The 13,322-nt window shown below is 68.8% G+C and carries 12 protein-coding genes; 5 read left to right on the top strand and 7 right to left on the bottom strand.

Features of this window, described 5'->3' with window-relative positions; all coding sequences use genetic code 11:
• Positions 1-25: 25 nt before the first annotated feature.
• A complete protein-coding gene (locus G6N31_RS12455; RefSeq protein WP_098004920.1) occupies positions 26-1,219 on the bottom strand; it encodes an acyl-CoA dehydrogenase family protein in 1,194 nt (397 codons plus the stop codon).
• A 94-nt stretch (positions 1,220-1,313) separates the two neighbouring features.
• Here G6N31_RS12455 and fabG point away from each other — a divergent pair, with 94 nt between their 5' ends.
• Genes fabG through G6N31_RS12430 form a run of 5 tightly spaced genes read left to right on the top strand, consistent with a single transcriptional unit; the run spans position 1,314 to position 6,337 of the window.
• Positions 1,314-2,054, top strand: coding sequence for a 3-oxoacyl-ACP reductase FabG (fabG, locus tag G6N31_RS12450; RefSeq protein ID WP_163722149.1), 741 nt, complete (start codon positions 1,314-1,316; stop codon positions 2,052-2,054).
• Positions 2,054-3,268, top strand: coding sequence for an acetyl-CoA C-acetyltransferase (locus G6N31_RS12445; RefSeq protein WP_098004919.1), 1,215 nt, complete (start codon positions 2,054-2,056; stop codon positions 3,266-3,268). Before fabG ends, G6N31_RS12445 begins: the two co-directional genes overlap by 1 nt.
• Positions 3,265-4,458: an acyl-CoA dehydrogenase family protein gene (locus tag G6N31_RS12440; protein ID WP_098004918.1), complete on the top strand. Its 1,194-nt coding sequence runs from the start codon at positions 3,265-3,267 to the stop codon at positions 4,456-4,458. The genes G6N31_RS12445 and G6N31_RS12440 overlap by 4 nt, the downstream gene beginning before the upstream one ends.
• Positions 4,459-4,463: 5 nt before the next feature.
• Positions 4,464-5,132: a GntR family transcriptional regulator gene (locus G6N31_RS12435; RefSeq protein WP_098004940.1), complete on the top strand. Its 669-nt coding sequence runs from the start codon at positions 4,464-4,466 to the stop codon at positions 5,130-5,132.
• The gene (locus G6N31_RS12430; RefSeq protein WP_098004917.1) at positions 5,129-6,337 is read left to right on the top strand and encodes a CaiB/BaiF CoA transferase family protein; all 1,209 of its coding nucleotides are present in this window, start codon (positions 5,129-5,131) and stop codon (positions 6,335-6,337) included. Before G6N31_RS12435 ends, G6N31_RS12430 begins: the two co-directional genes overlap by 4 nt.
• Before the next feature lies 1 nt (position 6,338).
• On the opposite strand, the gene G6N31_RS12425 is transcribed toward G6N31_RS12430, so the two are convergent.
• From G6N31_RS12425 to G6N31_RS12400, 6 genes are read right to left on the bottom strand one after another with little or no spacing between them, the layout of a single operon-like run.
• Positions 6,339-7,853 (bottom strand): class I adenylate-forming enzyme family protein, encoded by a 1,515-nt coding sequence (locus G6N31_RS12425; protein WP_098004916.1) that lies wholly within the window; start codon positions 7,851-7,853, stop codon positions 6,339-6,341.
• Positions 7,846-9,414 carry a class I adenylate-forming enzyme family protein gene (locus G6N31_RS12420; RefSeq protein ID WP_098004915.1) on the bottom strand — a complete coding sequence of 523 codons (1,569 nt, stop codon included), beginning with the start codon at positions 9,412-9,414 and terminating at the stop codon, positions 7,846-7,848. Before G6N31_RS12420 ends, G6N31_RS12425 begins: the two co-directional genes overlap by 8 nt.
• Positions 9,411-10,853 carry a class I adenylate-forming enzyme family protein gene (locus G6N31_RS12415; protein ID WP_098004914.1) on the bottom strand — a complete coding sequence of 481 codons (1,443 nt, stop codon included), beginning with the start codon at positions 10,851-10,853 and terminating at the stop codon, positions 9,411-9,413. The genes G6N31_RS12420 and G6N31_RS12415 overlap by 4 nt, the downstream gene beginning before the upstream one ends.
• Positions 10,853-11,653 carry an enoyl-CoA hydratase/isomerase family protein gene (locus G6N31_RS12410; RefSeq protein WP_098004913.1) on the bottom strand — a complete coding sequence of 267 codons (801 nt, stop codon included), beginning with the start codon at positions 11,651-11,653 and terminating at the stop codon, positions 10,853-10,855. Before G6N31_RS12410 ends, G6N31_RS12415 begins: the two co-directional genes overlap by 1 nt.
• 1 nt (position 11,654) lies before the next feature.
• The gene (locus G6N31_RS12405) at positions 11,655-12,461 is read right to left on the bottom strand and encodes an enoyl-CoA hydratase/isomerase family protein (protein WP_098004912.1); all 807 of its coding nucleotides are present in this window, start codon (positions 12,459-12,461) and stop codon (positions 11,655-11,657) included.
• Between the two features lie 13 nt (positions 12,462-12,474).
• Positions 12,475-13,272 carry an enoyl-CoA hydratase/isomerase family protein gene (locus G6N31_RS12400; RefSeq protein ID WP_098004911.1) on the bottom strand — a complete coding sequence of 266 codons (798 nt, stop codon included), beginning with the start codon at positions 13,270-13,272 and terminating at the stop codon, positions 12,475-12,477.
• Between the last annotated feature and the right edge of the window lie 50 nt (positions 13,273-13,322).

Raw genomic sequence — 13,322 nt, 5'->3', positions numbered from 1 at the left:
TCGGGTGAGTCGCGCGGGGGATTATCTAGTGCTGCGCCCGTTTCGCGGCTTTCACCAGCCCGCCGCCGATGATCAGCCGCTGGATCTCGCTGGTGCCCTCGTAGAGCCGGAGCAGCCGGACGTCGCGGTAAATCCGCTCCACCGGGACGTCTCGCATGTACCCACTGCCGCCGTGGATCTGCACCGCGAGATCGGCGACCCGGCCAGCCATCTCGGTGCAGAACAGCTTGGCCGCCGACGGCGCGATGCGACGGTCCTCTCCATTGACCCACTTCTGCGCCGCGTCGCGCACCAGTGCGCGGCCGGCCATCACCTCGGTCTGCTGGTCGGCGAGCATCGCCTGCACCAGTTGGAAGTCACCGATCGGCGTGCCGCCCTGGGTGGCGGTCGCGGCGTAGGCCACCGATTCGTCCAAGGCGCGCTGGGCCGTTCCGACGGCCAGCGCCGCGATATGCACGCGCCCGCGCGCCAGCGACGTCATCGCGGCGCGGTACCCGATGTCCTCGCTGCCGCCGACCAGCGCGGCGGCCGGCACCCGCACGTCGGTGAAGCTCACGTCGGCGGTCCAGGCTCCTTCCTGACCCATCTTCTTGTCCTTGGCGCCGACCTCGACACCATGTGCGTCGGCCGGCACCAGAAACACGGCGATGCCCGCGCCGTTGTCGTCGGCCGGTCGGCTGCGCGCGAACGTGACGAACAGATCGGCGGTCGGGGCGTTGGTGATGTACTGCTTCTGGCCGTTGATGACCCAGTCACTTCCGTCTCGCACCGCTTTCGTCCGCAGACCGGACGGGTTGGACCCCGCGCCCGGTTCGGTCAGCGCAAAGGAGGCCACGACCTCACCGGAGGCGATCCCTTCGAGCCAGGTCGTCTTCTGCTCGTCGGTGCCGTAGCCCACCAGCACCTGGCCGGCGATGCCGTTGTTGGTGCCGAACATCGAGCGCAGCGCCAACGAGGTGTAGCCGAGCTCCATGGCCAATTCGATGTCCTGGACGAGGTTCAGGCCCAGGCCACCCCACTGCTGGGGGATCGCGTAACCGAACAAGCCCATGTCCTTGGCCTGCTGGCGGAGGTCATCGGGCACACGGTCCTCGGTCAGGATCTCCTGCTCGCGCGGGACCACAGCGGTCCGGACGAACTGGCGGGTCTGGGCCAGGATCTCGGCGAAGTCCTCGGCACTGACCTCGAGACCGACTTCTGAACCGGTTTCAATGCTCACGGGTTTGATACTCCTCGGGGTCCCGATGGGGAAATATCGTATATGAAATATGATAGCGGCCATTGGGTCCCTACAGACGCGAGGATGGTGGACAGTGTCATTGCTGACGGGTCAGACCGCGGTGATCACCGGTGGAGCGCAAGGTCTGGGTTACGCGATCGCGCAGCGGTTCGTCGCCGAAGGAGCCCGCGTGGTGCTCGGTGACGTGAACATCGAGGCGACGCAGGCCGCGGCGGAGTCCCTGGGTGGGGACGGCGTCGCGCGGGCGGTGCGCTGCGACGTCACCGACTCCGCGGAAGTCGAAGCGCTGGTCCAAGCCGCGATCGACGGTTTCGGTGGGCTCGACATCATGGTCAACAACGCCGGCATCACCCGCGACGCGACCATGCGCAAGATGACCGAGGACCAGTTCGATCAGGTGATCTCGGTGCATCTGAAGGGCACCTGGAACGGGCTGCGCGCGGCCGCGGCGGTGATGCGCGAACAGAAGCGCGGTGCGATCGTCAACATGTCGTCGATCTCCGGCAAGGTCGGCATGGTCGGCCAGACCAACTACTCGGCAGCCAAGGCCGGCATCGTCGGGATGACCAAGGCGGCATCCAAGGAACTGGCCTACCTCGGGGTGCGGGTCAACGCGATCCAGCCCGGCCTGATCCGCTCGGCCATGACCGAGGCTATGCCGCAACGCATTTGGGACTCCAAGGTCGCCGAGGTGCCGCTCGGCCGCGCCGGTGAACCCGAGGAGGTCGCCAACGTCGCGCTGTTCCTGGCCTCGCACCTCTCCTCGTACATGACCGGAACGGTGCTCGAGGTCACCGGCGGACGACACCTGTGATGCGGGAGGCGGTGATCTGCGAGCCGGTGCGCACGCCGATCGGCCGTTACGGAGGCATGTTCCGGTCCCTGACCGCCGTCGATCTCGGGGTCACGGCGTTGCAGGGTCTGCTGCACCGCACCGGCGTGGCCCCCGACGCGATCGAGGACGTGATCGTCGGGCACTGCTATCCCAGCATGGAGGCCCCCGCGATCGGCCGGGTCATCGCGCTCGACGCCGGGCTGCCCGTCACGGTGCCCGGCATGCAGATCGACCGGCGCTGCGGTTCGGGGCTCCAGGCGGTGATCCAGGCGTGCCTGCAGGTGAGCAGCGGTGGCAACGAGCTGGTCGTCGCCGGCGGTGCCGAGTCGATGAGCAATGTGGTGTTCCATTCCACCGACATGCGTTGGGGCGGGGCGCGTGGGGGCGTCGCGGTGCACGACGCGCTGACCCGTGGGCGCACGACCGCGGGCGGGAAGAACCATCCGGTGCCCGGTGGCATGCTGGAAACGGCGGAGAACCTGCGCCGGCAGTATTCGATCCCGCGCGACGAGCAGGACGAGCTGGCCGTGATGTCGCACCGCCGCGCGGTGACCGCGCAGCGTGACGGCTCGCTCGCCGAGACGATCGTGCCCGTCACGGTGCGGACCCGCGCCGGCGACGAGGTCGTCGATACCGACGAGCATCCGCGCGCGGACACCTCGGTCGAGGCGCTGGCCAGGCTGAAACCCGTTCTGGGCAGCAGTGATCCGGATGCCACCGTCACGGCCGGCAACTCCAGCGGTCAGAACGACGCGGCCTCGATGTGTCTGGTGACGACCCCGGAGAAGGCCGCCGAGCTGGGCCTGACGCCGCTGGTGCGGCTGGTGTCGTGGGCGGTGGCCGGGGTGCCGCCCAGCGTGATGGGCATCGGTCCGGTGCCGGCGAGCGCCGCGGCCCTGGACAAGGCGGGGCTGTCGCTGGCCGACATGGACCTGATCGAACTCAACGAGGCGTTCGCCGCGCAGGCGCTGGCGTGCCTGCGGGAATGGAAATTCGGTCCTTCCGACCTGGAGCGCGTCAACGTGCACGGTTCGGGGATCTCGCTGGGGCATCCGGTCGGTGCCACGGGGGGCCGGATGCTGGCCACCCTGGCTCGCGAGCTCCATCGGCGCAGCGGACGCTACGGCCTGGAGACGATGTGCATCGGCGGCGGGCAGGGTCTCGCGGCGGTGTTCGAAGGGGTGGCGGCGTGACCAGACTTGCCCAGACACTGGGTCTGACCGAGTTCCAGACCGAGATCGTCGCGACCGTGCGGCAGTTCGTGGACAAAGAGGTCATCCCTACCGCGCAGGAACTCGAGCACGCCGACACGTATCCGCAGGCGATCGTCGACGCCATGCGCGAGATGGGACTGTTCGGGCTGATGATCCCCGAGGAGTACGGCGGGCTGGGGGAGTCGTTGCTGACCTACGCGCTGTGCGTGGAGGAACTCGCGCGCGGCTGGATGAGCGTGTCCGGCGTCATCAACACCCACTTCATCGTGGCGTACATGATTCGCCAGCACGGTACCGACGCCCAGAAGGCCTACTATCTGCCGAAGATGGCCACCGGGGAGACCCGCGGCGCGTTCTCGATGTCCGAGCCCGAGCTCGGCAGCGACGTCGCGGCGATCCGCACCAGGGCTCGCGACAACGGTGACGGTACCTACACCATCGACGGCCAGAAGATGTGGCTGACCAACGGCGGCAGCTCCACGCTGGTGGCCGCGCTGGTCCGCACCGACGAGGGCGCCGACAAGCCGCACCGCAATCTCACGGCGTTCTTGATCGAGAAGCCCACGGGTTTCGGGGAAGTCGTTCCCGGACTGACCGTTCCGGGCAAGCTGGACAAGCTCGGCTACAAGGGCATCGACACCACCGAGTTGATCTTCGACGGGTACCGCGCCCGGGCCTCCGACATCCTCGGCGAAGCGCCCGGCCAGGGCTTCTTCCAGATGATGGACGGCGTGGAGGTCGGACGGGTCAACGTGTCGGCCCGCGCGTGCGGCGTGGGCATCCGCGCCTTCGAGCTGGCGGTGCGCTACGCCCAGCAGCGCACCACGTTCGGTAAGCCGATCGCCGAGCACCAGGCCATCGCATTCCAGTTGGCCGAGATGGCAACCAAAGTCGAGGCGGCGCACCTGATGATGGTCAACGCCGCGCGGATGAAGGACACCGGCGAACGCAACGATGTGGCGGCCGGGATGGCGAAGTACTTCGCCAGCGAGGTCTGCGCCGAGGTCACCCAGCAGAGCTTCCGCATCCACGGTGGCTACGGCTACTCCAAGGAGTACGAGATCGAACGCCTGATGCGCGATGCGCCGTTCCTGCTCATCGGTGAGGGGACCAGCGAGATCCAGAAGAACATCATCAGCAAGCGTCTGCTGGCGGACTACCGGGTGTGACGACGGTGGGTAGCTCCGAGTTCGCGGTGCGGCCGCAACTGGCCGAGGACGTCGCCGGATTCGTCCGGAGGCGCATCTTCGACGGCACCTACGCGGCCGGGACCTACGTCCGGTTGGAGCAGCTGGCCGCGGACCTGGGGGTCAGTGTCACCCCGGTCCGCGAAGCGTTGTTCGAGCTCAAAGCAGAGGGTCTGCTCGACCAGCAGCCGCGGCGGGGATTCGTGGTGCGGCCGGTGACCGTCCGCGACATCACCGACGTCTCCGATGTCCAGGCCCACATCGGCGGGGAACTCGCCGCGCGGGCCGCACGCACCGTCACGGAGGCACAGCTCGAGGAGCTGACGGCGATCCAGACCGAGCTGGAGGCGGCCTATGCGGCCGATGACGGCGAACGGGCGGTGCGACTCAATCACGAGTTCCACAAGGGCATCAACGTCGCCGCGGAATCACCCAAGCTGGCGCAGCTGATGTCTCAGATCACGCGGTACGCGCCCGAGACGGTGTTCCCGACGGTCAAAGGCTGGCCCGAGCAGTCCAATGCCCACCACCGCAAGGTGCTCGACGCGTTGGCGCGCCACGACCCCGACGCCGCCCGTTCGGCGATGTCCGAACATCTGCGTTCCGGCGCGGCCCCGCTGATCGAACACCTTTCGGGCCGGGGAGTGATCGGATGACGGCCGAGCCGACCGGAGCCGGAGGTGTCCTGGAGGGAATCCGGGTGCTCGACTACGGCCGGTTCATCGCCGCGCCCTGGTGTTCGGCGCTGTTGGCCGACATGGGTGCCGATGTTGTGCGGGTCGAGAAACGCGGCGGCGGAGAGGACCGCTGGGTGCAGTCGGTCACCGAAAGCGGAGAGGGCGGCACCTTCCTGCAGTGCAATCGCAACAAGCGGTCGCTCACCCTGGACACCACCACCGATGAGGGTAGGCAGATCAGCCGCAAGCTCGTCGAACGCGCCGACATCGTCGTCGCGAACATGCCGGCGGCCGGAATGCGGGCCAGCGGACTGGATTACGACACGCTGCGCGCGATCAAACCGGACATCATCCTGGCCAGCGCGACGGCCTACGGCGAGGGCGGCCCGTACAGCGATCGCATCGGCTTCGACGGCGCGGGTCAGGTGATGTCGGGTGCGGTCTACCGCCAGGGGCTACCCGAGCAGCCGATCCGGACGGTGGTGCCGTACGCGGATTTCGGGACGGCGCTGACGTTGACCATCGGCGTGATGATGGCGCTCTACCACCGTGACCGCACCGGCCAGGGCCAACATGTCGAGGGGGCGCTGCTGCCCACGGCGCTGATGCTGTCCAATGCCTTCCTGATCGAACGCGACCTGCTCGGCACCGATAAGCCCCGGATGGGCAACCAGGGCGCGTCGGTGGCGCCCTGCGACCTGTACCGCACCAAGGATGACGATTGGGTGCTGCTGCAGGTGGCCGGCCAGCCGATGTTCAAACGGTGGTGCCGGCTGGTCGGTCGGCTCGATCTGTTCGACGACCCGAGATTCGCCGACGACGATCTGCGCTGGAAACACGGCGACGAACTCAACGCCGTCATGGCATCGTGGTGCGCCGAACGCACCAAAGCCGACGTGCTGGACGCGCTGCAGGCCGCCAAACTCCCTGCGGCGCCGATGCTCTCGACCCGGGAAGTCCTCGACGATCCACATGTGCAGGCGATGGGATACCTGCAGCGGGTGCCGTTTCCCGGCGTCGGAACGGGCGTCCCGATCGTCGAGACCCCGTTTCGGCTGTCGGCGACCCCCGGGGTGATCCGGCGCCGCGCCCCGCTGCTCGGCGAGCACACGGAGGAGGTGCTCGCCGAGATCGGCTACGGCGCGGCCGATGTCGACGGGCTGCGACGACGCGAGATCGTCTGAGTCACCGCCCGGCGAGTCTGGCTCGCAGCGCGGCGACGTCGATCTTGCCTGTCGGGCCGCGTGGGATGTCGGTTTCGTCGTCGGTGCGGATCCAGACGGTGGGCACCTTGAAGCTGCTCAGCAGGTTTCGCGCCGCCGCCCGCAGGTCCTCGATGGTGTCGTCGCAGGCGACCATCGCGCCCACCTGGGGGCCGCGCGGTCCCGGTACGTCGGTGACGGCCACCGCCCGGACCCCGGCGATGGAGCGCAACGCATCCTCGACCTCGCCGGGATACACCGTGGCTCCGCTGACCTTGAACATGTCGTCGGATCTGCCCTGGAAGAACAGGTATCCGTCGGCATCGAAGCGGCCGAGGTCGCCGGTCGGGTAGTACTCGTCGGCGGTGAACACGGCTGGGCGCGGGCGGGCGAGGAGCCCGCGCAGCACGTGTGGCCCGCGGATCTGGATCTCCCCGACCCGTCCCGTCGGCGCCGGGGCACCCGTGTCCGGGTCGACGATGCGGACATCCATTCCCGGGAAGGGCTTTCCGCAGCTGCCCCACGCCGATCGCGGCATGTCGGTGTCGGCGGGATAGCCGCAGTACGGCCCAAAGGATTCGGTCATGCCGAACAGGTTGGCGCGGGCGCCTTGGGCACTGCGTAGGTGTTCGGGCAGCAGTGCGTCCAGGCTGCCGGGGCGCAGCGCCGACAGGTCGGCCCGCACGGAGTCGAGCCGCGAGGCCAGGGCTTCGGCCTGGCTGGGCCAGCCGCGAAACAACGTGACCCGCTCCCGTTCGAGCAGGCGCAGCGTGGACTCCGGTGTCGGGACGGGTTCGGTGACCAGGGTGGCTCCGCTGACCAGCGCTGTCAGCGCGCCGGCGCCGAAGCCGCCGACCCAGAAGAGCGGCATCGGCAGATACAGCCGGGACTCGGCCGTCACGCAGCGTGCCGCCAGCCCGGACCGCACGGCACGCAACGCATTGCCGTGACTGTGCAGGACGCCCTTGGGCGCGCCGCGGCTGCCGGAGGTGAACATGATCGCCAGGTCGGTGCCGGCCCGCACCCCGGAGGTCAACTCGTCGACGATGTCATCGTCCACCGCACGCCGAGGCAACGCCAACGCCTCGGCGGCGGTCCACACCCGGTGCAGCGCCGGCAGGTCGGCGCGGTGCTCGTCGACGGTCTGCCGATAGCGGTGACCGCGAAACGAGTCGACGCTGATCAGGTGGCCCACCGATGCCCTGCGCAACTGTGCCAGCAATTCCGGCGGCGCCAGCAGGGTGCTCAGCGGCACCAGCACCGCACCGATTCGGGTGACCGCGAATGCCAGCCGGACCCAGTCGACGCCGTTGGGCATCAGGAGCCCGACCCGAGCGCCCCGGTTGACGCCGGCCTGCAGCAGTCCGGCTGCGACGGTGCGGGTGGACAGTTCGAGCTCTCCGAAGGTCACCCGGTCGGCGGGGTCGATCACCGCGGGGTGGTCGGCACGTTGTCGCGCTTGGCGGCGCAGCGCCTGGTCGACCGTGGCGTCAGCCATCGAACATCGCCTTCACGGCCGACAGGTCGACCTTGCCGCTCGCGAGTAGTGGCAGATCAGCCCGCCGGCAGACCGTGAACCGGCGCGGCACCTTGTATGCCGACAGCTCGCGGCGCAACGCCGTACGCACCGCATCCTCGTCGAATTCGGGTGCATCGTCGAAAGCCACCACGGCGGCGACGATCTCGCCCCGTTGGGGGTCCGGCAGCCCGACGACGTGCACCTCGGCGGCCGGCAGCAACCGGCTCAGCGCGGCTTCGACCTCGCCCGGGGTGACGTTGGCGCCCGCGGTCTTGATCATCGCGCCTGCACGGGCGACGAAGTAGAAGAACCCGTCGTCGTCAGTGCGGACCAGATCGCCGGTGTGCAGCCAGCCGTCGGCGTCGAAACACTCCTCCCGGCTGCGGCCGTAGTAGTGCTGCATGAGAAACGGCCCCCGCAACCACAGTTCACCGACTGCACCGGCGGGCACCGGCGCGGTCGTGGCGGGGTCGACGATGCGTGTCTCCATGCCGGGTGCGGGCCTGCCGAAGGAGCCGCGACGATGTTCGGGCTGGTCGGTCTCGTCACCGCTGAGCAGAACGACGCTGCCCGCCTCCGTCATGCCGAGCATGCCGTGACGCAGCCCGGCGTCGGCGGGCCGGGCAGATGCGGCCATGATCGGGTAGAGATTGCCCCGGGTGGCGGTGAACACCCGGCGCGGATAACTGGGGTGCTCGGTCAGGCGCGCCACCGAAGAGACGAAACCGTTGGTCATGGTGGGCTTTTCGGCCTCGATCAGATCCAGGGTGGCGCCGGCGTCTTCGGCGTTCGAGCAAGCCAGGGTGGCGCCGGCGGTCAGCGTGGCCAGCAGCCCGAACGCGAAGCCGCCGATCCAGAAGAACGGCGAGTTGCAGAACAGGACGTCGCTTCCGTCGAGCCCGCGGATCTCGTTGAGATTCTGCTGATGCGTCACCAGTGCGCCGTGGGTGTGCACCGCGCCCTTGGGCGCGCCGGTGGACCCGGACGTGTAGATGATCGCCAGGCGGTCGGCGGCATCGACGTCGTCTTCGAGGCCGGCGAGCCGAGTGTGGTCGCAGCGCGGGGTGGTGGGGTCGGCGTCGGCGTCGAAGAGCGCCCATCGCAGGACAGGTGCGGCCGAGGTGAACATGGGCGTGTCGCTGCCGAATTCCGCAGCTGGAAGGTCCAACGCCGCCGACATCCGCTCGATGTAGTCGTGACCGCGAAACGCCCTGGTTGACAGCATGATCGCCACATCGGCGGCCCTGAGCTGAGCGCGCAGCTCGGTGCCGGTGGCGAACGTCGAGAACGGGACGACCACGGCCCCGATCCGCGCCGCCGCGAGCATCGCCACCACGAACCCGCTGCCGTTGGGGTACCACAACCCGACGTGGGTGCCCTTACCGGCGCCCAGGCCGATCAAGCGGTGGGCCAGCGCGGCGGAGCGGATCTCGGCGTCCCGGTAGCTCAGCCGGTCCTCGTCGCACACCAGCAGCGGCTTGTCGCCCAGGTTGCGACACGCCCGCCACACTTCGACCAGGGTCGCCGCCTGCGATGTCATGCCCGCGCGAAATAAGAACGGACGGCGGCGAGATCAGGCTTGCCCGACGGGGTGCGGGGGATGGTGTCGACGATGATGATCTCGGTGGGGATCTCGTAGCGTGCCAGCCGATCGCCGAGGTAGTCGCTGAGTGCCGGGGCATCGGTGTCGGCGCCGTCGCGCAACTCCACCAAGGCGACCGGGGTCTCTCCGAGGCGGGGGTCGGGCGCGCCGATCACCGCGGCGCCCGCGACAGCCGGATGGCCCTCCAGCGCGGCGCGCACGTCGTCGGGCAGGACTTTGAAGCCGCCCCGGATGATGGCCTGGTCGGCGCGGCCGAGGATCCACAGGAAGCCATCGGTGTCGATCCGGGCCAGATCGGTGGTGCGGATCCAGTCGGTGTCCGGACCGAGTTGCGGAGGCTGCACTTCCAGGAGACCGGGCTGGTCGGGGCCCAGCGGCGCGCCGGAGTCGTCGACGACCCGAAGGCGGGCGCCGGGGTTGGCGCGGCCGACGCTGCCTCGTTTGGCGTGCCAGTGCGCCTGGTGATCTGCCAGCGTCCAGCTCGCCACTCCGCCGCCGAATTCCGTGGCGGCATAAGAGGTCAGCACCGGGATGCCGAACTTCTCGGTGAACGCGTCGGCATCGTCGGCGGACAGCGGCGCGGTCCCCGACGTCACCGCCACGACACCGGCGAGGTCGTCGCGGGTCAGGTCGGAATGCAGCACCATGCGTAGCGCGGCGGGCACCAGCGACACCGCGCGCGGCCGGTGTTCGCGCACCGCACGGGCCCACTGCTCAAGGTCGAACCGGCGCAGCAGCACGAACGGTCGCGCCTCGGCGATGCACAGCAGGATCCGGAACACCCCGCCGACATGCACCAGGGGCGAATTGACGATGGCCACGCCGCGGCGCAGCTGCGTCGGCGCGGCCGCGTGTTCGGGATCGTTGCCCATCACGCTGCGCGCCAGCATGTCGTAGGTGAGGTCTACCCGCTTCGGTGGTCCGGTGGTGCCGCTGGTCAACATCCACACCGCCACACCCGGTCGATCGTCGGTGGGCGTCGATCCCGCCGTGATCACGGGCGCAGTGTCGAGATCGGTGATCGCCACCGTGGTTGCATCGGTCTGAGATGCCAACGTTTCGAGGTCGGCCGGCAGCCCCACCAGTACCGGCAGATGCAGCGCGGCGATGTCGGCGCGGGTGCGGTCGTCACCGCGGGCCGGGTTGATCACCACGACGGTGCCTCCGGCGGCCAGCACCCCGAGCAGGGCGGCCACGTGGGCGGGTTCGTTGCGCAGCATGATGCCGACGCGGCCGGTCCCCGCCAACGCGCCGATGCGCCGTGCGAGCGTGCCGAGCGCAGCCCAGGTGAACCATTGGTCTTCGAACTGCAGCGCAGGCGCCTCAGGGGAGAGGTCCAGTACGTCGGTGATGCGACGGGAAAGCGGGTGCGTCATCACCGGATCCGCGGCGGTCGTTTAGGTGGTGCGCCCCGGTCGGCGATTTCGGCCTTGGCCAGCGGGTTACCCAGCCGCGTATAGATCAGCCCCTGGTCCATGGCGGCGCGGTAGGGCTTGTCCAGCGACTCCCAGATGGCTTTGACAGTGCCCTGGGTCGCGGTGGGCGGTTTCTCCGCGATGGTCGCGGCGATCTCGTGCGCCCGGGTCCACAGGTCCTCTTCGGCCACCACCTCGGTCACCAACCCGATCTGCAGTGCGGTGGCCGCGCTGACCCGTTCGTCGTTGCCCATCAACGCCATTCGCAAGGTGTCACCCAGGCCGACGCGGCGCATCAAGCCGACGGGTTCGAGAGCGGACACGAGACCCGCGCTGACATGGGAGTCGAAGAACGTGGCGCCCTGGGAGCAGATCACGATGTCGGCCTCGTTGACGAAGTACAGCGCGCCGGCGGTGCACATGCCCTGCACCGCGCACACAACCGGTTTCCACATCTTCTGCCACTTGGGGCTCAGTAACTCTCCGGGATCCTCGTGATTCCACACGATGTCGGGTTGACCGTAGCTGGATTTCACATCCAGGCCGGCGCTGAACGCACGGTCACCGGCCGCGCGCAGCACCACGGCGTTGATGTTCTCGTCGGCCTTGATCGTGTGCCAGACGGTACGCATCTCCTCGCACATCGTGCGATTGAACGCGTTCAGCGCCTCCGGCCGGTTCAACGTGACCGTGGCGACCCGGCTGCGGTGGTCGAGGTCGAGCAGGATGGTCTCGAAAGTGGGGGAGGAGGTCACGGGCATCTCACCGGCACTGCCAGTTCGGCGCGCGCTTCTCGACGAACGCGCGCGGTCCCTCGGCGGCGTCCTCGGTGCGCACCACCCGTTCGCGGAACGTCTCGGCCAGGATCTCGCCCTCCAGCAGCGGCAGGTCCAGGGTCTTGTGGATCGCCAGCCGGGTACCTCGCACGGCCAGTGGGGCGTTGGAGTTGACGATGTCGGCGATCTCGTGCGCGCGCTCGAGCAGCCTCTCGTGCGGGACGACCTCGGTAATCATGCCGAGCTCGTAGGCCCGTTCGGCGCTCATCCGTTCGTGCTTGCCCATCAGGGCCATCCGCAGCGCGACCGTGCGGGGCAGCGCTCGGGCCAGGCGCACCATCTCGCGGGCGGCGACGAGCCCGATGCTGACGTGCGGGTCGAAGAACGTCGCCTTGTCGGAGGCGATCACGATGTCCCCGGTGGTGACCCAGTCCAAGCCCGCACCGCAGCACAGGCCGTTGATCGCGGCGAGCACCGGTTTGGCCATCCGGCGAAACGGTGGCGTGCCTTCCTGCGGCGCCTCCCACTGGTCGTACGTCGACAGATAGGGCCGTTCGTAGATGACCTTGCCGTCGTCGGGGATCTCTTTGACGTCGGCGCCGGTGCAGAACGCCCGACCGGTGCCGGTGACGATCATCAGCCAGACGTCGTCGTCGTTCTCGGCTTCGTCGTAGGCGGCGCGAAGTTCGCCGATCATGTGCGGGGACAACGCGTTGAGCGCATCCGGTCGGTTGAGCGTGATGGTGGCCTTGTGCCCGTCGACGTCATAGGTGATGGTGTCGTAGGTGGTCATGCGGTCCCTTCTGTCACCGGCCCTGGTAATCCGGGCGTCGTCGCTCCCGGAAGGCGGCCAGTCCTTCTTTGAAATCTGCTGTCCGGCAGGCCAGCTCGAGGTCGGCCAGCTCATGGTGCATCGACTGCGACAGGGTGGCGTGCAGCCCGTAATTGATGGCCTGTTTGGCCAGGCCGATCGCGACCGTCGGACCGGCGGCCAGGCGCGCCACCAACTCCTCCGCGGCTGCGTCGACGTCGCCGGGAGCGACGGCTGCATCGATGAGGCCCCAGTCGGCGGCTTGGGTGCCCGAGACCTTCTCGCCGAGTAGCAGCATGCGTTTGGCGCGGGTGAGTCCGGCCAGCCGCGGGAGCAGCCACGTGGCACCGGAGTCGGGGGTGAAACCCCGGTCGATGAACGGCTCCCACAGCGTGGCGTCGGCGGCGGCGACGGTGAAGTCTGCGGCCAGCGCGAGGTTGCAGCCCAGACCGACCGCCCAGCCCCGCACGCTGCACACCACGGGCAGCTGGATCGTGGCCACCAGTTCGACGACCCGGTTGTGGGTCAGCGGGGTCCTGCGGGTGAGGTCGCCGACGCGGGGACGCCGCCCGTCGCGGTTGCTGCTCACCCAATCGGAGCCGGCGCAGAAGTTGCCGCCGGCTCCGGTGAGATGCACCGCGCGCAGCGAGTCATCGGTGGCGGCGGCGGTGAGAATGCTGACCAGATCGTCGATCATGCTGCGCGTCAATGCATTACGACGTTCGGGGCGGTCCAGGGTGATCTGCAGAACGGTGCCGCTACGACTCTGACGTACCGCCCCTTCGTCGGGCACCGGCCCACCTTTCGAACAGCTATACAGATAGCCATACAGTTAGTACTTCG

Source organism: Mycolicibacterium duvalii (assembly GCF_010726645.1).
In the GTDB taxonomy this organism is placed as follows: domain Bacteria; phylum Actinomycetota; class Actinomycetes; order Mycobacteriales; family Mycobacteriaceae; genus Mycobacterium; species Mycobacterium duvalii.
The sequence above is the reverse complement of the archived record's forward strand: the minus strand, read 5'-3'. Positions and strand labels throughout refer to the sequence as shown.

Coding starts and splice junctions, on each gene's coding strand:
- G6N31_RS12420 (WP_098004915.1), bottom strand. CDS start 9,414: ATGACATCGCAGGCGGCGACCCTGGTCGAAGTGTGGCGGGCGTGTCGC.
- G6N31_RS12405 (WP_098004912.1), bottom strand. CDS start 12,461: ATGACCACCTACGACACCATCACCTATGACGTCGACGGGCACAAGGCC.
- G6N31_RS12415 (WP_098004914.1), bottom strand. CDS start 10,853: ATGACGCACCCGCTTTCCCGTCGCATCACCGACGTACTGGACCTCTCC.
- G6N31_RS12410 (WP_098004913.1), bottom strand. CDS start 11,653: ATGCCCGTGACCTCCTCCCCCACTTTCGAGACCATCCTGCTCGACCTC.
- G6N31_RS12445 (WP_098004919.1), top strand. CDS start 2,054: ATGCGGGAGGCGGTGATCTGCGAGCCGGTGCGCACGCCGATCGGCCGT.
- G6N31_RS12430 (WP_098004917.1), top strand. CDS start 5,129: ATGACGGCCGAGCCGACCGGAGCCGGAGGTGTCCTGGAGGGAATCCGG.
- G6N31_RS12425 (WP_098004916.1), bottom strand. CDS start 7,853: ATGGCTGACGCCACGGTCGACCAGGCGCTGCGCCGCCAAGCGCGACAA.